Consider the following 23,170-nt stretch of genomic DNA (forward strand, 5'->3'; position numbering starts at 1 on the left):
CGCTGGATGGAGCCGGGGACAGACCACTAAGTGGTAGTTCATGTTTTCGAAATCGCAAAGGTGTGCGAATGAATAAAGCTCTTCAATTCATGCCTGTCATGGCATTGGCAACCCTTTGGCCCAACATCGGGTTCTCCGCCGACAGCCAGGCGGAATTGGCCAAGCAATCGCTGAACCCGGTGGCGGCGCTCTACAGCGTGCCCATTCAATACAACTGGAACCAGAAGCTCGGGCCCAGCGGCGAGGGTTATCAAAGCGTCACCAATATCCAGCCCGTGTTGCCTTTTAGCATCAACGAGAAATGGAACCTGATTTCCCGAACCATCCTGCCGGTCATTGACCAACATGGCCTGGTACCCGGCGGGCAAGCCGACAAATCCGGGATCGGTGATATCACTCAGAGCTTCTTCTTTTCACCCAAGGAACCCACCGCCAGCGGCTGGATTCTGGGGGCCGGCCCAGTGATTCTGGTGCCGACCGGCAGTGATGACCTGCTGAGCGCTGAGCAATGGGGCGCCGGGCCTACGGTGGTGGCGCTTAAACAAAGCCATGGCTGGACTCGCGGTATTCTGGCCAACCACATCTGGTCCGTGGAAAGCAGCCCGCCCGACGACAAGGAAAAGATCAACCAGACGTTCCTGCAACCGTTCTTCAGCTACACCACCCATACCTACACAACCTTTGGCATCAACACCGAATCCACCTACGACTGGCAAACCCGCGAATGGTCGGTGCCGATCAACCTGTTCGTGACCCAGTTGTTCAAAGTAGGTCATCAACCCATGAGCTTGCAGGCCGGACCGCGCTACTGGGCTGACAGCCCGAAAGACGGTGCTGAAGGCTGGGGATTTCGGGTAGCGTTTACGCTGTTGTTTCCAAAGTAGATTTAATTCAGGCCGGAATAATTTCTGTTTCACCGCTACTGCAATGCCCTCGACGGTGTAGATAACAGCTCGAGCCTCAGCCAACTCATTGATGGAGATTGCCAATGAAATACAGCGCCCCGCTGGTAATGCTATTGGGCTCGGCAGGCCTCTTGGGCTGCGCCAGTTCCTCCAGCCATCCGGTGACACTGCCGTTGACCGCTACCCAACAGAATACTGGCCAGATCGGCAGTACGACTCTGACCACTGTGGATAATGAAACCAGTTTTGACTTCTACATTTCTGGTGTCCCTGACGGAACCACTCTGCCGTTGCGTCTCTACACTTTTGTCAACAAAGGCAGCTGCCAGCAGCCAGGCCCAGCCGCTTATGACATGAACAACAGGATTACCACTCAACGTGCTGCTGAAGCCGGTTGGACTTTTTACCGAACTGCGCCTGTCGCCGTCCCTGAACTGCTGTCCGGGAAGTACTCCATCGTCGTGCGTACGACTCCCGAGGATGGCAGCGTCGATATTTTTTGCGGAGATATCGCACAAGCGGTCAGGTGACCTGTCTTTACTTCTGCGGAGAAGAACGATGTTGGCACTCCATCAACATATCCGATTGCTCTCGCTTGGGCTGTTGATCGGCCTGTTCGCAGCACCCTTACAGGCAGCAGAAAAAGCCGTCACTGCTCCTGCGCCTGCGGTTCAACTGGAACCCAGGGCGCTGGAAGTTCTGCAGGCGATGAGCGCGAAGTTGGCTGGCTCACAGGGTATGAGCTTCACAGCCATCACGACCTACGAAAAGCCCAGCCGGCTTGGGCCGCCCTTGGCCTATAGCACGGTGGCGCAAGTCGACGTGCAACGGCCTGATCACCTACGCGTAATGACTTCGGGTGATGGTCCTGCGACCGAGTTTTACTATGACGGCAAGCGTGCCTATGCCTTTGCTCCGACGGAAAACCTGCTGGCGCAAGCGGATGCGCCACCCACCATTGATGCGACCCTTGAGGCTGCGTACCAGCGTGCCGCAATCTACTTTCCTTTTACGGATGTGATCGTCGCCAATCCTTATGAGGATTTGACCAGGGATATGCGTCTGGCGTTTTTCATCGGACAGTCCACGGTGATCGGGGATACCACGACTGATGTGATCGCTTACGCCAATGACATCGTCTTCGTCCAAGCCTGGATCGGCGCGCAGGACAAGCTTCCGCGCATGCTGCGTGCAGTGTTTCGCGATGATCCCAGCCAATCCCGGCATCAGGTCGCGTTCAGCGACTGGAAGCTTGCCTCGGCATTGTCAGTGGACAACTTCAAACCAGAACACATCGACAAGGCCCGACAGATCGAGTTTGCCCCGCCGCCAGACATGCGCCCCCCGGTTGGGGTTAAACCGCTGCAAGTAAAACCCTGAGTAAGGAGGATGAACCATGACTCGATCAACCTTGAGGCTTGCCGGCCTGTTGGTTGTGGCATTCACCTGTGATCAGGCTGCGGCCTGGTCGCACACTTCCGGTTTTGGGCGCACATGGGGAGGCGGTGGCTCGTGGAGCCACTCCGGTGAATTCGGCTCGGCTTCAGGAGGGGGTGGCAGTTGGAGCGGCTCAAGCTATCGCGGCGGCTCGGCTTCCGGGGGGGATGGCAGTTGGAGCGGCTCAGGCTTTCGCGGCGGCACGGCCTCCGGGGGGGATGGCAGTTGGAGTGCCAGGGGCGAGAATGGCGGCACCGCATCCGGGGGCGAGGGCTCCTGGCATGGCACCGGGGCCGAAGGAGGAACGGCCTATGGCGGCGAAGGCTCATGGCACGCCCAAGGCGAGTATGGGGGCAGTGCCAGTGGCTATCATGCGGACGGTTATGGCACAACGGTCTACCATCCCTCGAGCTACGGAACCACCTACTACCACCCGCCCACTGCTGTCTATGCCAGCAGTGGTTGCTATAACTGCGGCTACACTGACAGCGTAAGTCCTGCCGCCGCGGCGGCCGTTGGCGCGGTTACCAGGGCAGCCATGGCTGATGCTGCCAATACGAATGCCAGCAACAATGCCTATGGTGCAGGCTACAACGCCGGGATGATGGCCGCAGCGCCGCCTACCATGCCCATGGGTTCGACATTTGTCAGCTTGCCATCGGGGTGCGGGCTGAGGACCGTTTCCAGTGGCACGTACTATCAGTGCGGGGATTCCTGGGTGCGACCGGCCTACGGGGCCAATGGCGTTTATTACACCGTTGTACCAATGCCGGGATAACCTCGACTACTGCCTCGATAGGCAGATCTACTGCCTATCGAGGTATCCAAAAGTCACATCAGCAATACTCAGCGATTACTTGGCATGGCTTTTTTTCACGGCGCCCACAAAAGACGATTTCGGGTCTTCCTTGCAGGCCGCCACAATCTTGGGAACCACCGTTTCGGTGGCATCGACATCCAATACCGCTCCTACTGGCGTACCTGATTTTGTAAAGCCCTCAGCCAGAAAATAGGCGTTAGGTTGATACGTCTCATCCAACTCCACAAAATCGCCGCACGTCCACTTGTCAACGGATTGTGTGGGCGGCTTGGCGGCCAGGGCGGCAGAACTGACGAAGATTGCCAGGGTAGCGACGAATAGTTGTTTCGCTTTCATTGGAGGTCCCTCAGTAGTTGATTGAGCCGGCATGCCCAGGCAGAGGCAGTGGCGCAAATAACTATAGAACAGCGCAACAAAGCTGCTTCACAGCGTGTGGTATTGGCAGGCAGGTAGAACCACTTACTTTGCTACCCCGTCAAGCAGCACTCCATACGACTGGAGAAACTCCACCGTCCCGTGGAAGATCAGGCCGACGCCCATCGCCGAAACGAAGAAGCCGACGATGCGGGTCGCTGCGTCAATGCCTTGCGGGCCAATCTTTTTCAGGATGACATTGGCGTAAGCCAAAGAAAGGTAGGTTGTGAACATAGTGGCACAAATCGCCAGTGCCACCACGGCGAAGGACAGTATGGCGCGGTCGGAATCTTTTATGGTGCTGGTCAAGCCGATCACGGTGGCAATAGCGCCGGGGCCGAACATGATCGGCATGGCCATGGGTATGAAGGATACGTCCTGGTCGCCTTTGCCAGCGCTTGGAATCAGGTTGCTGTTGGGCGAAGGGGCGAAAAGCTCGAAGCCGATGCGCATCAGGATCAGCCCACCGACCACCCGAATCATACTCAATGGAACCTCGAACAGGCGCAGCAGCAGGTTGCCGAAGATCAAGAAGAAAAACATCAGCAGCAGCGCATAGAGGCAAGCCTTGCGCGCCACTCGACGCCGTTCGACAGCGTCTTTGTCTTGCAGCAGACCAAGGAATACCGGAATGGCCTCAAGTGGATTGATGATTGCCAGCAGGGTAGTGAACATGCCGAAGAACAGTGTGAGGTAGGCGTTCATGGATGATCTGCCAAGTGGGTTGTGTACCGGCTTACCATAGCTGATCAAAAACAGCGCGCCTCAAATCATGGGCATAAAAAACAGCGGATCCCGAATGTCCGCCTGAAAACGTAGATGCCTGTGCAGGCCTTGCCTGCCCGATTGCCGGGCAGGCAAGTGAATGACTGTCGCTACACGGGCAAACCGCATCAGGGTCAGTTGGTTTTCACCACATCAGGCGGCGTCCAGCTGCCGTCGATGATCGAGGCCTCAGGCCAGTAATTGCGCAGCAGCAACGAGAACGGCCCCGTGGGAGCTGGCAGCCAGTTGCTTTCCTTGTCTGCACCCGGAGACTTGGCGCCGAGGTAGAGGGTCAGGGAACCGTCCGGGTTGTCCTTGAGCGTCTTGTTCTTGGTGCCCAGCGAAAAGCGCTGCAAGGGGTTGGCGTGGAAGAAGTGCTCGGCGTTGTACAGCGTCAACGACCAGAAGCCCTTGACCGGTGGCGTCTGCCCCTTGGCAAAGGTCACCGTGTATTGATGATTGCCGTCCAGGGGTTGCCCCTGACTGTCGTCTTCCTTGAATTGGTACTGGGTCTCCTCGGGCGTGTTCTGGTACATGCTCGACTTGGAGATGGCAGTACGGTTGAGGTAGTCGGTGCCCCACTGTGACGCGTTGGCCGGAGCGGTCCAGCCGCGACCGATGGGCCGACCGTTGTAGCGAAAGTGGAACAGGGGGTCGATGAGGTCGGCATCGGCCTTGGCGAAGGTGTCCACCAGCTGTTTTTTGGTCTCGGGGTTGCTCGCCGCGGCCTCCCACACCGAGCGGATCCAGGCGTACAGGGCTTCTTCGCCCGGTAGCGGCGGCACGCGTTTCAACACGTCCGCGAGATCATCGTAGTAGCTCGCCGGCCTCACCCATTTGGTCTCGCCGCCGCTGCCCGCCGGAGCCGGGAAATGCGGAAGCTTGGCGTAGTCCACGGTTTTCATCTTGCCGTCGAACTGACTCAATGGGTACATGACCACTTGGTTGATCAGCGGCTGCACGGCCGCGGTGTCGGCCGGCGTGTCATCCTTGAACACCCGGGGAATCACGAACACCAGGTCGGTCGAAGAACGGGCGACGGCGGTAATGCCCGGCGGCACGGTGCCCTTCCAGTTGTCCCCGGCAATCAGGTAAAACCCCGGCTTGGTCCCGTACTGCTTGCCGATGCGCGCCACTTCGTTGGTGCGAGCGTCGTACAAGGCATACACGTAGAAGCGGTCGCCGAAGTCCGGCACCTGGATCACCGTCGGTTCGGTATCGAGCGCGGTGAAGCCTGCGCCATAGACCACGTCCTGGTTGGGGCAGGCGATGAAGCGTTGCTGGGGCTCGACATAGCTGGTCAGCATCGCGTTCTGGCCGACCGGCGCGACCGGAATGATACCGCCCAGCAAGCCGGGCTTCGGTGCCTCGGAGAAGGCCTTGCGGCGGTTATAGGCGTTGACCATGGGGTAACCCCATACATACGCCATGCGACCGACCATCTCGACATAGGACTGGGTCATCACGTTGCCGGCCACAGGGCCAGGCACCTGGTTGACGGCGGTAGGAATCGGTACTTGGATGTCCGGCGCTTGCGCCAGGCTCAGGCGCGGGGCGATGATCGCCGCCAGCGCAAGACTCAAGGCCATGGTAGTGGGTGCTGTTCTCACGATTCACTTCCCTTGCTGGTTGATGATGTGGGTTAACTAAAACTCACATGCGTTCCCGGCGCGCAGTCCGCGCGCCGTTGCACTCGCTACTGGACCAACGTTATATCGCCGGGCTTCCAGGTCTTGCTGAAAAAGGCTTCGAGCGGGCTGTACAGCCGCAGGATGGTGAACCAGCCTTTGTTCGGATCGGTCTGAATCCAGTTGCCCGCCTCCACGCCGTCGGGTTTGTTCGGGCTGAAGTACACGGTAGTCGAGCCATCGCTGCTCGGCACCGCAGCCGGGGTCGGATAGTTCTGGCTGCCTGCGCGCGGGTAGCGTTGCGGCGTGTCGAGCATCGAGCGGGTCTGGTTGTCATACACGGTGAACGACCAGAACTTCCCGGCCGGGATCTTCGCCGGCAGCGTAACCTTGTAAGTCTTGCTGCCATCGAAATACTCACCCTTGGCATCCGCCACGCCGACCAGGTACTGCGAGCCGATGTCGGTGAGGCGCATGATCATCGCCGGGGTGATGAAGGTGTAGCCGAAGAACATCGTCGTGCGCACATTGAGGGTGCGCGCCCCGGTCGGTGGATTGACGCTGATAGCGCCTTCCGGGCTGACCTGTGGCGGTGGCGTTTCGAAGTTGTAGCCGCCGAGGAACAACGGGTTGAACCAGGAAGTGGAATCCGGGTAGTAGTAGCCGCCGTCCGAGGGCCGGAAGCGAAAATTCAGGCTGCGCGCCGCCGCGTTACCAATGTGCGCCGCATCGGTGAGGATCTTCTTCATGCGCTCATCGGGCGCAAAGGGTTTGCCCTTGACGATGCCGATGGCGGCCAGCGAACCCATGATTTCCGTGGAGAATGCCGTCGCCGGTTCCTTCTGCACCACATCATTGAGTAACTCGAAATAGCTGAAGTCGCTCGGTGGCACCGTGTTCATGACCTTGCCCGTGCCTTCGGTGAACTGCACTGGCTCCTTGGGTCGCAGGAACGACCAGTCCAGCTGGTGCTCCGGTGTGCGCGCCAGCGTTGCGTTGCCCTGCAAGGCAGTCCCGATGCTGGTGCCGTAGCCGCCGGGCAGGTAGGGATAGACCTTGAGGGTGTTCTTGATCCGCGCGACCACCGGTTTCGGGTCGTCTTTTTCCAGGAACGAACGCCCGAGCAGCGTGGCGCGCGTGGTGCCCATCTTCTTCACGAAGTAACCGCCCTCCGGCACCTCGCCCTTGTAGTCGGGCGGCAGGAACAGGTATTTGCCGCCCTCGCCACGGTCCGGTCCGGGCAGTCCGAAATCGGTCACCCACTGGAACCACATGTCGTCGACCACGCCGAGCGAGAGCGGTGGCGTCTCGACCACGATCGGGCCCTTGCTGACGTCCAGGTTGACCCAGAAATACACGGTATCGGCGTTGGCCGTGAGAAACAGCGACTTGGCGTCCATCAGTCCGGAGAAGATCAAGGCGGTGTTGTTCGGTATGCCGGCCTCCTGGAAACCCTTGAAGATGGCGGCGACCGAGGCGCCCTGGTAGGCGTTGACGAAGGCTTCGACGCCATGCATCAGGTCCAGGTAGTCATAGGCCTTGGTGACCGTCTCTTTAGTCGGTGCACCATCCTTGTATTCGAGGGGGCCGAGGCTGGATTCGACCCGGTCGGGCGTGGCAATCGAGGATGGAATGGCCGCTGCGGCCTGGACAGCCGTACACAGGGGCAGGATGGCCGAAACCATGATTGCCCCCAGAAGTGTGCGTTGATGCATTGAGCGTCTCCCTGCATTGGCTCCCGCAGAATGGCTGGCCATGAATCGCGCGCACCAGAAATCCTGCCTTGGGGAGCACATCAATTGTTGAATGTAATCGTGGCCTACGAAATGCACTGCCGGGGTAGGTCAGGAAAGACACGAAGCAGTGTAGATCAATAATCGCACCGCCCTGCCCCGCAGACGCTTAGTGTTCCCACTCCACTCCGGGCAACGATTGAATGAACTCGTTGCCCATCAGCATGGCCGGGGTATGGAAACCCGCGACAGTCCCTTTCAGGCAATGCACAGCGATGGCCAGCCCGGCTTCCACGGTCAGTCGATAGACACTCGGCGCCGAAAGCACTGCCGTGAGTTTGCGGCCATCGGTGTCCACCGCCTCTCCCCAGAACTGGGTACGGTGATTGTCCAGCTCTGCGTGGCTCGGCCCGCCCGTGTAGAATCTGTCGATCAGATGCTTGAGCCAGCGTTGCGCCGGGGGGGTTGCCAGCAGGCCGTTGATGGCCGAAGTCAGACGCAGGAAAATCCCCACGCCTAACGGCAGCGCGGTGTACACCATACCGTTGGGCACCCCGGTGGATACACCCGCGGTATAGACGTCGGCCCAGGGAATGGTGACGCTCCAGCGGGCGCGATCCTTGAAGGGAACCCGGCGAATGCGATAGCCATTGGAGACTTTTTTCAGTTGATGGTCGCGCCTGATGAGGCCACCCAGGCGGATGCCTTCGACCAGGGTCTTGAGGCTGCCGGCGCTGGGTCGCGTGCCGAACGAAAACGCCAGGTCAATACGCTGGGCGTCGGGCATGCGCGCCTTGAGACTGGCGGCCAGGCAATCGGTCGGCACAATGTCGAAACCCGCTCCCGGGCAGAGCAGTATCGAGGCCGCTTTGGCCCGTGCATCCAGCTCATGGCACATCTGAAACACCGACAGCTCGCCGGCGATGTCCACATAGTGAATACCCAGAGCCAGGCACGCCTCCACGAGCGGCCGTGCCGTGGCCGAAAACGGCCCGGCACAATTGAGCACGACAGCGATGTCGTCCAGAGCGCCCACGGCATCTTCCAGGGCGAACACCCGATATTCGATGCCTAGCTCATCGGCCAATGGGCGCAGCCTGGTGTCGGAACGCGCGGCAATCACCACATCGAGATTTCTCTGCGCGGCTGCGCGACACATGAGTTCGCCGCTGTAGCCATTGGCCCCGTAAATCAACAGCTTGTTTTTCATTCGTCACCTCAGGTTTGTGTTTGTGGTGCTGCCGGGTCACGCCACCAGACCGAGCATCTTCGCGCGGACCACCGCTTGAGTCCGGCGTGATACACCCAGTTTCACGTTGATTTTCTGCGCATGGCTCTTCACGGTATGAAGAGAGATAAACAGCGATTCGGCGATTTCCTGATTCGATAAGCCCCGGGAAATCATTTCCAGTACCGACAGTTCCCGCTGACTGAGCAGGACCGCCGTGGTGCAGACCGTGGCGTCGTTGAAGACGTCCTTGCCCCAGCGCATCAAGCCGGGGCTGCGCTGACTGCAAACGCGCAGTGCGTGCTTCAGGCCGATTTGTCGGGCCAGCGCCAGTCCATCAAGCAGGCTCATTTGCGCTTTGCCTTGCAGATTCTGGGCGTATTGGGCTTCGGCCAGACTTAGCCAGAGTTCGCAGGCCAGGGTCCGTCGCCCCTGGGCCAGGGCCCGTTTGAGCATGGATTCCAGTTGCACGCGTACATCCTGCCCCGAGGCCGTGCGTACCTGGCAGAACAACAGTTCCAGGCGCTGGACCAGCTCCGGGCTGCCAAATGGCGGCTTGCAAGCACCGGCACCGCGGTAGTGCAGCAGGATTTTTTCCAGTGCCTGCCCTGCCCGCTCGGGCCGTCCTTGCTGCAGCCACAGTTCGCCGTAGGCCAGCACCAGCGGCCCCATGTACAGCGGCTCGGCGATGTTGCGCCGTTGCATCAGGCGCTTGGCCTGTGCCAGGCGAGTAAAGGCCTGGTCGAGATCGTCGGCCGCGGCATCGAGCGCAGCCAGGCCGATGTAGGCGTCGATGACCAGCGGGTCTTCGCAGGCCAGACCCGCGTGCAAACCATTTTGAAAAAGCCCGGCAGCCTCCGGGTATCGCCCTTGCTTGAGCAGGATCTCGCCCAGGCGCACCTGTGTCCGGCCCCACAGCAGGTCAGGCTCCGCCCAGGTGCCATTGAGTTCGCCCTGCAACTGGCGCAGCAGACGCTCGGCCCGGGTCAATTCGCCGCGAATGCCCAGCAGTTGCACGTGTTGCAGGACCAGAAGCGCCTCCAGACCAAGGCTGCCGCGTTCCCGTGCCAGACGGGTGGCCGTGCCGTTGAGGTCATGGGCGGTTTCCAGGTGAGCGTCGACCTGGGCGAGTTCGATGAAGGCCATCCTGGTCATGAGCTGTTGCGCGCAGGCAGCTGGCGGCATTAACGCCAGTGCCTCGCCCAAGTCGCTGTTCGACGGCAAGGGTTGACCACGTTGGGCGGCGATCATGGCGATCAGCACTTGCCATTGTGCGAGCATTTCGCGCTGCTGCCGGGCACCGGGTTGAGGCATGAATCGTTGCAACCGGTTGGCGCTTTGCGCTGCCGCTTCGAGGCGGCCGCTGAGCAACAGTGCCCAGGCATCGAGGATCAACAGCGACGGCGTACGGCACAGCAGGTCGCGCGGCAGGATCTTGCATCCACTCAATACGCGGGCCAGCTCACGGCCCTGGAACAAGCTTTCCAACGGCAATTGCTGCAAGAGCTCGGCAGCCAACTCGCCGTCGCTTGCCAACAGGGCCAGTTCGATTGCGGGCCGAACCTGATGTTGGCGGCGATACCAGTCACACGCATGGCGGTACAGCGCCTGTTTCGCCGCCTCGGCCACTTGCCTGGCGAGTACGCCTGCAATGGCCGGCCAAACGCGAAAGCGTTGATGTCCGTTGTCCAGTACCTCAATGAACAGACCGCTCTCGTACAACCGGTCGATGGGTGGGGCTCCCTCGACCGATACCAGCAGATGCTCGCAGAGCCCGGCATCGAAGCCAGGCAGGCAAGCCAGGGTGCAAAGGGTTTGTTGCCAGGCCCCAGGCAAGGCGGCTAGCACTTCTTCTTCAAGGTAACGCTGGAGCAACGCGGCGTCGGTTTCATGGCCTGGCGCATGGCCCTGCCCGGCACCGTGCAAGTGCAAGCGGATCCCGGTGTACCAGCCCCCGGTGCGGGCCAGCAGTTCGTCGACAGCCCAGGATTGTACCGTCTGCCCGCGGTCGCGCAAAACGGCTGCCAACTCATCGGCGGTCAAGGCCATCTGCGCGGCGCCCAACTCGAATAACTCACCCTCCAGCAACAGGCGCGTCAGAGGCAAGACTGGCCGGCGACGACTGGCGATCCACCACTGAACCTGGCAGGACGACGCCTGCATCAGCCGGTTCAAACAGTCGTCGAGGCTTCCTTCGATGGCACCGGGCAGACCGTCGAGCATCAGCCAGACAGGCGTCTGCCGCTGCTGCAGGTGGGTTTGCACCGATTGAAAATCTGCGTGTTCCAGACCCAGGGCCGCAGCCAGGCAATCCAGCCACTCCATCTCCTGAAGGTGCCGACCTTGAAGATCAAACCACAGCAGCGGGACATCGACCGGGCATTGGCGGGCGCACTCGCGCAACAGCAAGCTCTTGCCACAGCCCGCCGGCGCCCAGATCAGGCGTAGCCGGCAGCGCGCCTCAAGCAACGCATCGCGCAGCCGGCCGCGGGGAATGAATCCGTTAGGAAGGGGGGGCATTCTGGACACTCTGCTCTCCTGTCTCGCCAAGGGCCCGGGGGCGCAAGCTTGATCGCCGCTCATGCTAGTCGATGGCCTTGCAGGCTTTAGTCCCCGCAATGGGGGATAGCCGACTCGCCATGAGCCATTTTCAAGTGCGCGCCCCGGTGCCCTGGGACTGAGTCAATGTTTCCCGGAGAACTGTTAGAAGTTCACCCCGACACTGAGGGCGACAAAGTCGCGATCAGTGGAGGTGTTGAACTCGCCACCAAAGAAGTCGGTGTACGACAGACTGGCGGTGTAGGTGTTGAGGTAATCGGCATCCAGGCCAAGGCTGACGGCCTTGCGCCCCTCCTCGAAGTTGCCGCCGGGACCGGGCGAGTAGCCGTTGACGTCATGGGACCAGGCAACGCTCGGCTTGAGGTTGATACCGGCAAATACGTTGGTGTAATCGAGGATTGCACGGCCGCGATAGCCCCAGGAGGTGGCGGTGGTGAAACCGTCGTTGTTGCAGTTTTTGTCGACGTTTTTACCGTTGGCGCCCACTGCTCCCGCGTTGATGGCCTGGCAGGTATCGGCGGGCAAGGCGCCCGGGCCGAACACCGCATCGCGCCCGTAACGTGCCTGGGATTTACTCTCCAGGCCGCCCACATGGGTCACCCCGACTTCACCGACCACCGTCAGACGCTCGGCGCCCAGGACCTGGTCGAAGAAGTGCACGAAGGTGCTTTGCAACTGGCTAATTTCCTTGCGCTCATAGCCATGGACGGTGCTACCCGGAATGGATGCCGGATCGCCCCCAAGGACCGAAAAGTTGGAGAAGCTGGAGAACGGCCCGCCAAACTGCGCCAGGCCACGCACGCCGCTGTAGAGGACATCCGTGGTATTGAGTTGCACCGGGGCATTGGGACGATAGCTGATCTCGCCGGTCCAGGAAGTACCGGTGGGCAGCGTGGTCGCGAAGCTCAAGCCGTACAGGCGAATATCTTCCGGGTACTCGATGAAATACTGACTGCCGGCCGCCACATTGGCGATCGCCACACCCTGGCGCGCTGCGCCGGGCACGGTGGGAGACGAAGCACCGGCCAGGATACCCGCCGATTCGCGATAGGTGGCCTGGTTCGCCACCTCGGCGCTGAATATCGGTGCACGGGAATGGTAGTTCATGAAATAGCCACCGAATTCGGTATTCAGTGAATCGACCATCCAGCGTAGTGCCAGGCCGTACTGGCCACTGTCGCGCGCATCGCGGTCGCCACTGCGCGGCACGATCACCCCTTCCGACGTGGTTTGGTAACCGAACGCAGGACCAAAGGGCGCGAGGCCAGGCGACAGCACCGCCAGGTTGCGATTGCACCCGTCGGCCACGACGTCCGGCTGGGAGAAGAACGTGCCGCAGTTATCGACCACGGTCTGGTCCCATTCCAGCTGGTAGAACGCTTCGGCGGAGATGTTGTCGGTCAGGCTCTGGGAAATGGTGAACATGTTCACCGGGATCAGGCCTTCCTTGACCTCAGCACCGGGGCGGCGGAAAGCCGAGGCATCGATCGGGTTGATTACGTTGATGCCGTTCTGGATGAACGTGCTTTCACCCCAGCTGACGACTTGCTTGCCCAGGCGCACCGAACCCGGCGCGTCAGCGATGCTGTAGTTGTGGTAGACGAAGGCATCGAGCAATTGCGAACCGGCGGATTTGGCGCCCTCCTTGCGTCCGTTGTCGCTGATGTCCTTGAACGGACGGCTTTCATCCTTGAGTTCGAAGTCGTACCAGTATTTGCCCCGCACGAACACACCGGAGTCGCCGTATTTGAGCTCCAGGTCGTGAATGCCCTTGAAAATCTTCGAGAAGGTTTCGCCTTTCTTGAAGTTCAGGTGGCTGTCATCGGTGGTTTGCGCCAGGCCATCGCCGCCGTTGTTCGAACCGATGAAATCCTTGTCCGCTCCGCGCACCGACCAGCTGGCGCCCACCGACAGGGAGGTGTCGAACGTACCTTCGATTTCGCCGATATTGAAGCTGGCTGCCTGGGCCTGGGCCGCGCAGCCAAGGGCGATGGCTACAGCAAGCCCCGTGAGCTTGAATTCTGCGCGCGTTATTGTTTTTTTCATGCGGCTCCCCTGTTGGGTTTTTGTTGGTCGCCGCAGCTAATCAGTTCTCCCCGCCCGAACGTAAGCGACGAAAGAGTGATTCAAAAACTCATACCTGCCCGGCCTTTTCGACGCCCCCCAAACGGGGGAGATTTCCCGCCGCCTCAGTGCGTTAGCGTGTTCCAAGAGCAATCTTTCTTGCTCGGCCGATGACTTGCGGCGAGCTGCGGCGCAAGTCCGGGCCCACTTACGTTGTCGAGGAAAGTTGAAATGCAAACAATAAGAACCTGGCTCAAAGCCGGAGCTTTCTCCCTCACTGCCCTGTCCACCGCGGCGATGGCGGCAGTTCCTGCCGAAGAGGCTGCACAACTGGGCACAAAACTCACGCCCATGGGCGCAGAGAAAGCCGGCAATGCCAACGGCAGCATTCCAGCCTGGACCGGTGGCCTGCCGGCAACCGCCGCTCCGGTGGATGCCAACGGATTCCTCAGCGATCCCTTCGCCTCGGACAAACCCTTGTTCACCATCACCAAGGATAACCTGGCGCAGTACAAGGACAACCTGACGCCGGGCCAGCTGGAAATGTTCAAGCGTTATGGCGACACCTACAAAATGCCGGTCTACCAGACGCGCCGCAGTGCGGCCAACCCGGACTCGGTGTATGCCGCCGTGAAAAAGAACGCCACCACGACGAACCTGATCCAGGGCGGAAACGGCCTGGAAAACTTCGACACGGCGATACCTTTTCCAATCCCGAAGAGCGGTGTGGAGGTGATATGGAACCACATCACGCGCTACCGCGGCGGCAGCTTTCGCCGGGTGATTACCCAGGCCACCCCTCAGGCCAACGGTGCCGGCACCCTGGTAACTTTTGAAGATCAGTTCACCTATCGCACGCAGCTCAAGGACTACGATCCGAAAGAACCGAGCAACGTCATGTTCTACTTCACCCAGAACGTCCTGCAACCGGCACGCATGTCGGGCAATGTGCTGCTGGTGCACGAAACCATCGACCAGGTCAAAGAACCTCGCCTGGCCTGGATGTACAACGCCGGTCAACGCCGCGTGCGCCGGGCCCCGCAGGTTGCCTACGATGGACCGGGACTGGCCACCGATGGCCTGCGTACCTCCGACAACTACGACATGTACAACGGCTCGCCCGATCGCTACGACTGGAAACTGGTCGGCAAGAAGGAAATCTACATCCCGTACAACAGCTACAAACTGGCCTCCACCAAGCTCAAATATGACGACATTCTCAAGCCAGGCCATATCGACCAGAACCTGACGCGCTACGAGTTGCACCGCGTCTGGGAAGTCGAAGCGACCCTCAAGCCCGGCCAGCGTCATATCTATGCCAAGCGCCACTTCTTCATCGATGAGGACACCTGGCAAGCCGCCGAAGTTGATCACTATGATGGCCGCGGCCAACTGTGGCGCGTAGCCGAAGCCCATGCCATGCAACTGTACGATCACCAAGTTCCCTTCTATGCACTGGAGACCCTGTATGACCTGCAGTCGGGCCGCTACCTGGCCCTGGGCATGACCAACCAGGAGAAACGCTTCTACGATTTCGACTTCCAGGCCAGCAAGGCCGATTACTCCACCGCCGCCTTGCGTAACGCTGGCGTACGCTGAAGCGCAACCGTTCGCCGAATACCCGGCACCAGGCCACCCCTAGCGGTGGCCTTTTTTCGTATCCGGCCCAAACTGAGGTGCCCTGCGCCGCGTCGTGCGCCCAACCCGGTTTCCCGGTGTGCATGCCTATACTGTCGAAGGGTCATTCCCAGGGACGCCCTCCTCCAAGAAGAATACGGGTCAGTATGTCAGCCATAACGACAATGCCACTGTTGGCGACCAAGCTCATTCCTCCGCGCCGCGGTCGTGGAACCTTGCCCAGGCCGCGTCTGGAGCAACTGATCGAACAGATTGCCCACGCCACGCTGACGGTGCTCAAGGCCCCGCCCGGATTCGGCAAGAGCACCCTCGCCAGCGCCTGGGCACAGGCGGCGTTGGCCCGTGGCGCGCGGGTCGCCTGGCTAACGCTCGATGAAACCGATGCCACGCCCGAGCGCCTGCTGTTGCATGTGGCTGCGGCGGTCCAACGGGGTTTCAAGGACGATCTGGAACAAGACCTGATCAAGGACCTGCTCCTGCTACCCGGCGACCAGCTGGGGATCTTGCTGCTCAACGAACTGGAGCGCAGTTCGCAGAGCAGTTTCCTGTTTATCGACGACTACCACAGCGTGCCGCCGCAGGTCCTGATCAGCGCCTTCGACAAGATCATTCGCTATGCACCGGATAACCTGCACCTGGTGTTTTGTGGCCGTAGCGACTTGCCACCCGCCTTGTACGCGCACCTCTATAGCGACGCTTGCCGTGAAATAGACGTCGGCCAGCTGCGTTTCGATCTCGATGAAACACGCGACCTGCTGCTGCGTTCTGGCCTGGAAACGGTCGATGCTGGCGAAGTATTGGACCTGCACAAGGCCACGGAAGGCTGGATCGCCGCGTTGCGCGCCAGCCTGCTGTCCCTGCGCCAACAACCTGCGGGCAGTTTTCGGTTGCCCAAGAGCATTTCCGGGCTGCTCGATGAATTGCTCGAACGCCTGCCGCCTGAACTGGCCGGGCAACTGCCACACCTGGCCAGCGTGGAACGCTTCAATGCAACGCTGGCGCAAGCCCTGACGGGCCATACCGACGGGCATGCCCTGATCGAAGACATCGAACGCCTGCAGCTGTTTCTTACCGGGCTGGACGATAGCGGCGAATGGTTCAGCTTCCACCCGTTGTTTCGCGAACACCTGCGTCGCCGGTTGCAAGCCCGGGAACTCAACACGGCGCTGCGTTGCGCCGCGCATTGGTTCGCCGCAGAGCAACTCTGGACCGACGCCGTGCGGTGCGCATTGGCTGCCGGCGACAACGAAAGCGCCCAGGAATGGATCACGCATTGCGCCATCATGCTGGTCGAAAGGGCCGACTTCATCATCCTGCTGGACTGGCAACGCCAGTTGCAGGACCACCTTTTGCAAAGTCCGCCGCAGTTGAAACTGGCGCTGGCCTGGGCGTCCGGCCTGGCGATGACGCGCAGCAACTCTCGCCAGTTACTCGACGAGGTCAAGGCCGAATGGACCGAACTGCAGCGCTTCAATGAACAGGATGACCTCTACTGGGAATGCCAGGCCCTGCACGCCATGTTGCTGGCACTGGACGATCAGGCGGAAATTGCCGGGCGCCTGGCAGAACAGTGCCTGCCACATCTCAAGGAGCACCCCTGGATCTGCAATACCCTGCAATGCGTGGTCGGTTATGGTCATCTGGGGGCCTGCCGCTGGGAGGCGTTCTACAGTGTGCCGCCGACGATCTGCGCACCACTGGAGCGCAGCCGCTACCTGGCCAACCAGGTCTATCGGCTGACGCTGATGGGGCTTGGCGAGATCTTGCAAGGACGCTTTTCCCAAGCCGCGGCCATCCTTGAGGAGGCACTGCGTTGCAGCTCCCGGGAGGGCAGCGAGCAGACCCAGGCGCCGGTCCTGCGGGCAATGCCCGCCAGCTTCCTGGCCAATGTTCGATACATGCAAGGGCGCCTGGATGAAGCCGCCCGGCTCAGCCTGGAAAACATCGAGATCGCAAAACTGGGGGGCTTTCTTGATTGCGCCGCCAGCGTGTTTGTCACCGCCAGTGGTTTGAGCAGCAACCGTGGCAGCCTGCAAGGTGCGCGCAGTTTTCTCGAAGATGGCGAGCGGCTTGCGCACACCCGCGAGTGGCCGCGCATGCATGCGCAGCTGTTGCTGGAGCGCACGCGCATCAGTTTGCTTGAACACAAACATCACGAGGCGCTGGCCTGTGCCCAGCAACTCGAGGCATTGCAGCTCGGGCATCCGCCGCCAGCCAGCGACAGTTTTGATGAGTACCAGTGCCTCGCCAGCCTTGCCAGCCTGTGGTGCGAGGCCGCCGGTCTATCACGCCAGGCCGATCTGGCCAAGGCCGAGCACCTCGGCCAACTGGCGATGCAGCACAATCATCGATTGATGCAGATCCGCCTGGCTGCCAGTCGTGCTCTGGTGAGTTGGCAACGCCAGCAGCCGGACAGTGCGGTGAGGTCCTTGCTGGAGGCCTGCAGTCTGGTCGAAGCCACGGGCGCCAGGCAATTGCTCGCGGATCTGCCAGCCTGCGAGCGCTTGCAGCAGCTTGCAGCCTATGCGCTGCAGCAAGACATCAGCCTGAGCGAGCAAGCGCAATTGCAGCAGTTATTGCCGGGCGCGGTCAGCGCGACGCAACTGGCCAGCCAGTTACGCACGGCAATCAGCCTGACCAGCAAGGAACGCAATGTGTTGAAACTGGTGGCCGAGGGCAAGTCAAACAAGGAGATGGCGAAACTGCTCGGCATCACGCCCGAGACCATCAAGAGCCATATGAAAAACATCTTCGCCAAGCTCAACGTCGACAGCCGCGCCCAGGCTGCCGTGGCGGCCAAGGCGAGCGGCTTTATCTAGTACCCCGCCTGTGCTCAGCAGTAGCGCAAGGCTTCACATGGGAAACAACAAGTCCTTCGATGAAAGCAGCAGATCTCGCACTGGTTGCGCTGCCAATTCGGCCAATCACAGGCACACGGTCGATCTCGACTAATTCCGGCCTGGCAGGCAAGACAGCGCCGGAGCATTGGTCATCATTCACCTGAGTCCTGACCGCTCGGCTCGTTGTCCCAACATGCTAAGAAACTGTCCCGCTGCGCTCATAGCCTCGTGCCCGGGATATCTACGATAGGACCACTACCTCCGCCCCATCAGCGGGGGCCAGTTACCTATAACGGGCGCATATCTTGCGCACCGCCGTACAAGCACGGATTGGAGACAACAATGACAAAAATCGCCGAAATCCAGGACACCCCTTCACCAGCCTCTCCCTCGGCACCGAACATCATCCGGTCGTCGGTGCGCCAACATTCGATCAAGGTGGAGCTATGCACGCCCGCCATCGGCGCAGAACTCAGCAATATCAGCCTTGTCGACGCCGCTGAGGATCCCGAATTGATCGCGCAAATCCGGGAGCTGTGGCTCAAGCACAAAGTGCTGTTCTTCCGTGACCAGAACATCACTCCAATGGAGCAACAGCATTTCGCCGCGCAATTCAGCGAACTGGAAGCCCATCCCCTTGCGCCGAGCCATCCGGAGGCGGACAAGCTGCTGATGCTGTACCGCAACCTCGATCCGAACAAGCCTAAAAACTATGTCGAAAAGGCCAGCCGCGAGAACCTCTGGCATGCCGATGTCACTTACAAGAAGGCGCCGCCCCGCGGTGCGGTGTTGCGCTGCGAACTGGGTCCGGAAACCGGCGGAGACACTCTGTTTTCCAACATGGTGATGGCCTACGACAATCTGCCCGACACCATCAAGCAACGGATCGAGGGCTTGTATGCCAAGCACGGCGCCGAGCAGACCTTTGGCGCCCAGTTGCCACGCGAAGAACGTCACGCGATGGCCCTGAAGAGTCCCGGCGCTGAACACCCGGTTGTGCTGACCCATCCCGAGACGGGTGAAAAGGTGTTGTTCGTCAACTCGGCGTTCACCACCCATTTCTCGAACTTCTTCAATTTCGAGGACATCCGTTACGGCCAGGACTTCATCCCCGAGGCTCATCATCTGATGAACTACCTGATCTCCCAGGCCGCCATTCCGGAATACCAGGTTCGCCTGAAATGGCGCACCAACACCGTTGCCATGTGGGACAACCTGCAAGTCCAGCACTACGCGGTGGCTGACTACGGCAATGCACCGCGCAAGATGCTGCGCGCGACCCTGGCGGGCACCCCGCTGACCTGACCCTGACTGCCTGACAGGCTGCCAGAACACCCGACCCTCCGTGAGGGTCGGGCGATCCCGGCCGCCGAAAAAATTCCGCTCACAACAACAATCAACGGAGATACCTATGCTCTACGAACACGTCGACACCGCCGTCATCGATGGCGAATCCCTGCCCTGGATTCCGTTTACCCCGTATGCGGAAAACGTATTGCTCAAGTACTTCAAGCTCGACCCGATCCGCGGCGAATGGATCGTCATGATGAAGGCGCCGATCGACATGCAGCTGCCCAAGCATCACCACACGGGCACGGTGATGGTCTACACCTTCGAAGGCCAGTGGAAATACAAGGAACATGACTGGGTCGCCGGCCCGGGCAGCATTGTCTACGAGACGGCCGGGTCGACTCACACACCGGAAGTCGTCAGCACCGGCAATGGCGACGGCTATGTGCTGACCCTGGTCCAGGTCAATGGCGATCTTGCGTTTGTCGATGACAACGACAACATCGTCGCGCTGGAAAACTGGAAGTCCGGGCTCAAGCGTTATCTCGACTATTGCGAGCAGCAAGACATCGCACCGAAAGACCTCACGGCATTCAATTGATCCAAGTTCCGGGAGAACTCCCGGCATCCCTCCATTCAAGGGGGAGCCGGGACAGTAACCTGATCGCAAAACATCCAGGGGAGGAAAACAGGCTGTCCCGGTTCGCGGTCTTGACGTGGAATCTGACAGAGAACCCTGTCCGCTCCCCGATCTCAGACTCATGAACGGAGCGATGCCATGCATGGCTTGATGATGCACAAGCAGCTGTTGATTTCCTCTCTGATAGAACACGCCGACCGCCATCATGGCGATACTCAGATTGTGTCCCGCCGGGTGGAGGGCGATATCCATCGCTACACCTTCCGTGACTGCCACCGTCGCGCGCGCCAGTTGGCCAGCGCCCTGACCGGCCTGGGCGTGCAGCCGGCCGACCGCATCGGAACGCTTGCCTGGAACGGCTATCGTCACCTGGAGTTGTACTACGGCATCGGCGGCATGGGTGCCATCGTGCATACCATCAACCCGCGCCTGCATGAAGACCAGGTGGCCTACATCGCCAATCATGCCGAAGACCAATACATCTTCTTCGACATGACCTTCCTGCCGTTGATCAAGCTCATCGCTGGCCGCTGCCATACGGTCAAGGCGTTCATCGCCATGACCGATCAGGCCCACATGCCAACGGACGCCGGTATCGACAACCTGCTGTGCTATGAAGATCTGCTGCAACAGGGCGCCTGCGACTATGCCTGGCCGGATCTCGACGAGGAAGCCGCCTGTACGCTCTGCTACACCTCCGGCACCACGGGCAACCCGAAAGGCGTCCTGTACAGTCATCGCTCATCGCTATTGCACAGCTATGCCGCCGCACTGCCGGATGCCCTGAACTGCTCGGCGCGGGACGTCATCCTGCCGGTTGTGCCCATGTTCCATGTCAATGCCTGGGGGCTCCCGTACATCGCGTGCATGGTCGGCGCCAAGCTGGTATTTCCCGGACCTGCGCTGGACGGCCAATCGCTGTTCGACCTGCTGGAAGCGGAGCAGGTGACCCTCTCCGCCGGCGTACCGACAGTCTGGCAAGGGTTGCTGGGGCATCTGGAGCAAACCGACAAGTCTTTCTCCAGCATGAAACGCACCATTATTGGCGGTGCAGCCTGCCCCACGGCCATGCTGCACAGGTTTCAGGAGACCTTCGGCGTGGCGGTGTTGCACGTCTGGGGGATGACGGAGTTGAGCCCGATCGGAACCATCGGCACCCTCAAGGCCAGGCACCTGGTCATGTCCGCGGCCGAGCGTAATGCCGTGCAGTCCAAACAAGGCCGCGCAGTGTTTGGCGTCGACATGAAGATCGTCGGTACGGACGGCGTGGAACTGCCTTGGGACGGCGCGACCTCGGGTGACCTGATGGTGCGTGGCCCCTGGGTGGTACGCGACTATTTCAGAAACGAAGGTGAGTGCTCGCCGCTTCTCGAGCACGCCGGCCAGACATGGTTCCCGACCGGCGATGTGGCGACCATCGATGGCGATGGCTTCATGCAGATCACCGATCGCAGCAAGGATGTGATCAAGTCGGGTGGCGAGTGGATAGGCTCCATCGACCTGGAGAACATTGCGCTGAGCCATCCGTCAGTCGCCCAGGCGGCCTGCATCGCGGCCAAACATGCGAAGTGGGATGAGCGGCCGTTGCTGGTCATCGTCAGGAAAGCGCAGGCAGCCCTGACGCGGGATGAACTGCTGGCCTTTTATGAAGGCAAGATTGCCAAGTGGTGGACGCCGGATGATGTGGTCTTCGTCGACACGATTCCACTGGGTGCTACGGGCAAGGTCTTGAAGAACCGTCTGCGCGAGCAGTTCGGCGATCATCTGCTGGTCAAGGTTGTCAGCTGAGTAGCCAGGTAAAAATCCAGCCCTGTCCATGTGCAAAGGCAGGGCGGACGTTACGGCAGATGCCGGTAGCGTTCGCCCTGCCTTTTGCGTTGACGCCATGAAGTGGCTTAGCGTGCCGCTGGCTCACAGGACATCGACTGCTCGAGAAACTCCAGCAGCAATTCGTTGACCTGGGCGGGGCTTTCCTCTGCGGCGCTATGGCCTACACCGGGTAGCAGCACCTTTTTGCGCAGCGCGGGCAGGTAGGCGTCCATCTGCTCGTAGAGGCCGCGGATTTCAACCGGCTCCAGGGAAGGGTCGGCAGCACCACCGATGAACAGGCTCGGCTGGCTGACCTTCGCGCCGTCGAGAAACGCGGTGATTTCCCAGTTGCGGTCACGACAGCGGTAATAGTTGAGGGCTCCGGTAAAGCCCGTGCGTGTGTACTCGGCGACGTAGTAGTCCAGCGACCGGGGGCTCAACCAAGACGGAAACTCCCCCTTCGGCTCGGTGAAGGCATTGAGAATGGGTTCACCGGCCTCGACGAACAGACGCCAGCGTTCGGCGCCGACGGCGCTGCCGGAGATCGAATAGAAGACGCTGCTCAAGGTCTTGCGCGGATCGTGGGCCAACTCGCGATCCGGCTTGTCGAGCTGTTGGAAATACAGGTGGTGGTAGACCCTTCCTTTCGCCATGGCCTGCAAACCCACGGTCGGCTTGACCTTGCCGCGCGGTGGCACCGGCGTATTGAGCATCACCAGGCCACGGAACAGATCCGGTCGCAACAGGGCCGACGCTTGAGCCACCCAGGCCCCCAGGTCGTGCCCAATGATGACCGCGGACGTTTCGCCCAGGGCCGCCATCAAGCCCACCATGTCGCCGACGGCCTGGCTCATGTCATAGGCTTCGATGGCGTCGGGTCGGTCCGACTGCCCGAACCCGCGTTGATCGGGCACGACAACCCGAAAGCCGGCCTCGGCCAAAGCCACGATCTGGCGCCGCCACATGTACCAGAGGTAGGGGAAACCATGCAGCAGGATGACGAGCGGGCCCTGGCCCTCGTCGATGTAATGCATGCGGATGCCGTTGACTTCGGCAAAGCAGTGGTTGAATGCATCAGGATCGTCGGCATCCGCAGGCGCCATTGCAGCGAGCGGCTGACCGATACGCATTGAAGTGCGCGTATCCATTTTCTACCTCCATCTTATCAATTGTGGGCCTGAAGGTAGCGCCGTGTGGGTGCCCTGCACTGAGCTTCCCGGGACACAATCTTGTGAAATTGGGACAGCGCCAACACCTGCAGCGCGGCGCCTTACGCCATCGTTCCAGGCTCTTCGACTGTGTCCCAGTATGCTAAGAAATTATCCCGCCATGCCCATGTCACCGGGCCCATGCTCCCTAAAATGGATCCGCGCTACCTGCTCTGCATCACGCCAGACCAG

16 protein-coding genes are annotated in these 23,170 nt (G+C 60.5%); 8 read left to right on the forward strand and 8 right to left on the reverse strand.

The genetic code is table 11. The features are described from left to right. The first annotated feature begins 89 nt into the window (after positions 1–89). The 3 genes from SOP85_RS03305 to SOP85_RS03315 all read left to right on the forward strand — a co-directional run bounded on the left by SOP85_RS03305 (position 90) and on the right by SOP85_RS03315 (position 2,285). Positions 90–884, forward strand: a complete 795-nt coding sequence (locus tag SOP85_RS03305) for a transporter (RefSeq protein ID WP_323626143.1) — start codon at positions 90–92, stop codon at positions 882–884. A 104-nt stretch (positions 885–988) separates the two neighbouring features. Continuing rightward, positions 989–1,435 carry a hypothetical protein gene (locus SOP85_RS03310; protein ID WP_274075980.1) on the forward strand — a complete coding sequence of 149 codons (447 nt, stop codon included), beginning with the start codon at positions 989–991 and terminating at the stop codon, positions 1,433–1,435. Between the two features lie 28 nt (positions 1,436–1,463). Beyond that, a complete protein-coding gene (locus SOP85_RS03315) occupies positions 1,464–2,285 on the forward strand; it encodes a DUF2092 domain-containing protein (RefSeq protein WP_323626052.1) in 822 nt (273 codons plus the stop codon). A gap of 910 nt (positions 2,286–3,195) precedes the next feature. Here SOP85_RS03315 and hdeA read toward each other — a convergent pair. The 7 genes from hdeA to SOP85_RS03350 form a co-directional block, all read right to left on the reverse strand. Further along, the gene (gene hdeA, locus SOP85_RS03320; RefSeq protein ID WP_323626053.1) at positions 3,196–3,498 is read right to left on the reverse strand and encodes an acid-activated periplasmic chaperone HdeA; all 303 of its coding nucleotides are present in this window, start codon (positions 3,496–3,498) and stop codon (positions 3,196–3,198) included. 123 nt (positions 3,499–3,621) lie between these two features. Then, positions 3,622–4,281: a MarC family protein gene (locus tag SOP85_RS03325; RefSeq protein WP_274075979.1), complete on the reverse strand. Its 660-nt coding sequence runs from the start codon at positions 4,279–4,281 to the stop codon at positions 3,622–3,624. Positions 4,282–4,475: 194 nt separating this feature from the next. After that, positions 4,476–5,951 (reverse strand): DUF1254 domain-containing protein, encoded by a 1,476-nt coding sequence (locus SOP85_RS03330; protein ID WP_323626055.1) that lies wholly within the window; start codon positions 5,949–5,951, stop codon positions 4,476–4,478. Positions 5,952–6,037: 86 nt separating this feature from the next. Then, the gene (locus SOP85_RS03335; protein ID WP_323626056.1) at positions 6,038–7,684 is read right to left on the reverse strand and encodes a DUF1254 domain-containing protein; all 1,647 of its coding nucleotides are present in this window, start codon (positions 7,682–7,684) and stop codon (positions 6,038–6,040) included. A gap of 187 nt (positions 7,685–7,871) precedes the next feature. Further along, positions 7,872–8,912 carry a saccharopine dehydrogenase family protein gene (locus tag SOP85_RS03340; RefSeq protein WP_323626057.1) on the reverse strand — a complete coding sequence of 347 codons (1,041 nt, stop codon included), beginning with the start codon at positions 8,910–8,912 and terminating at the stop codon, positions 7,872–7,874. 36 nt (positions 8,913–8,948) lie between these two features. Continuing rightward, on the reverse strand, positions 8,949–11,450 hold the full coding sequence (locus SOP85_RS03345) for a LuxR C-terminal-related transcriptional regulator (RefSeq protein ID WP_323626058.1): 2,502 nt from the start codon (positions 11,448–11,450) through the stop codon (positions 8,949–8,951). Between the two features lie 183 nt (positions 11,451–11,633). Further along, the gene (locus tag SOP85_RS03350) at positions 11,634–13,535 is read right to left on the reverse strand and encodes a DUF1302 domain-containing protein (protein ID WP_323626059.1); all 1,902 of its coding nucleotides are present in this window, start codon (positions 13,533–13,535) and stop codon (positions 11,634–11,636) included. Positions 13,536–13,784: 249 nt separating this feature from the next. Here SOP85_RS03350 and SOP85_RS03355 point away from each other — a divergent pair, with 249 nt between their 5' ends. The 5 genes from SOP85_RS03355 (at position 13,785) to SOP85_RS03375 (ending at position 21,749) form a co-directional block, all read left to right on the forward strand. Beyond that, positions 13,785–15,152 (forward strand): DUF1329 domain-containing protein, encoded by a 1,368-nt coding sequence (locus tag SOP85_RS03355; RefSeq protein ID WP_323626061.1) that lies wholly within the window; start codon positions 13,785–13,787, stop codon positions 15,150–15,152. Positions 15,153–15,406: 254 nt separating this feature from the next. Then, positions 15,407–18,010 (forward strand): LuxR C-terminal-related transcriptional regulator, encoded by a 2,604-nt coding sequence (locus tag SOP85_RS03360; protein ID WP_323626062.1) that lies wholly within the window; start codon positions 15,407–15,409, stop codon positions 18,008–18,010. A 453-nt stretch (positions 18,011–18,463) separates the two neighbouring features. Further along, entirely contained in the window at positions 18,464–19,336 is an 873-nt protein-coding gene (locus SOP85_RS03365; RefSeq protein WP_323626144.1) for a TauD/TfdA dioxygenase family protein, read from the forward strand. A 106-nt stretch (positions 19,337–19,442) separates the two neighbouring features. Beyond that, positions 19,443–19,922 carry a 2,4'-dihydroxyacetophenone dioxygenase family protein gene (locus SOP85_RS03370; protein WP_323626063.1) on the forward strand — a complete coding sequence of 160 codons (480 nt, stop codon included), beginning with the start codon at positions 19,443–19,445 and terminating at the stop codon, positions 19,920–19,922. Between the two features lie 177 nt (positions 19,923–20,099). Further along, positions 20,100–21,749, forward strand: coding sequence for a 3-(methylthio)propionyl-CoA ligase (locus SOP85_RS03375; RefSeq protein ID WP_323626064.1), 1,650 nt, complete (start codon positions 20,100–20,102; stop codon positions 21,747–21,749). Positions 21,750–21,856: 107 nt separating this feature from the next. Here the strand turns inward: SOP85_RS03375 and SOP85_RS03380 are convergent, their stop codons facing one another. Continuing rightward, positions 21,857–22,918, reverse strand: coding sequence for an alpha/beta fold hydrolase (locus SOP85_RS03380; protein ID WP_274075976.1), 1,062 nt, complete (start codon positions 22,916–22,918; stop codon positions 21,857–21,859). Between the last annotated feature and the right edge of the window lie 252 nt (positions 22,919–23,170).

The organism is Pseudomonas sp. YuFO20 (genome assembly GCF_035064975.1).
GTDB lineage: Bacteria > Pseudomonadota > Gammaproteobacteria > Pseudomonadales > Pseudomonadaceae > Aquipseudomonas > Aquipseudomonas putida_AE.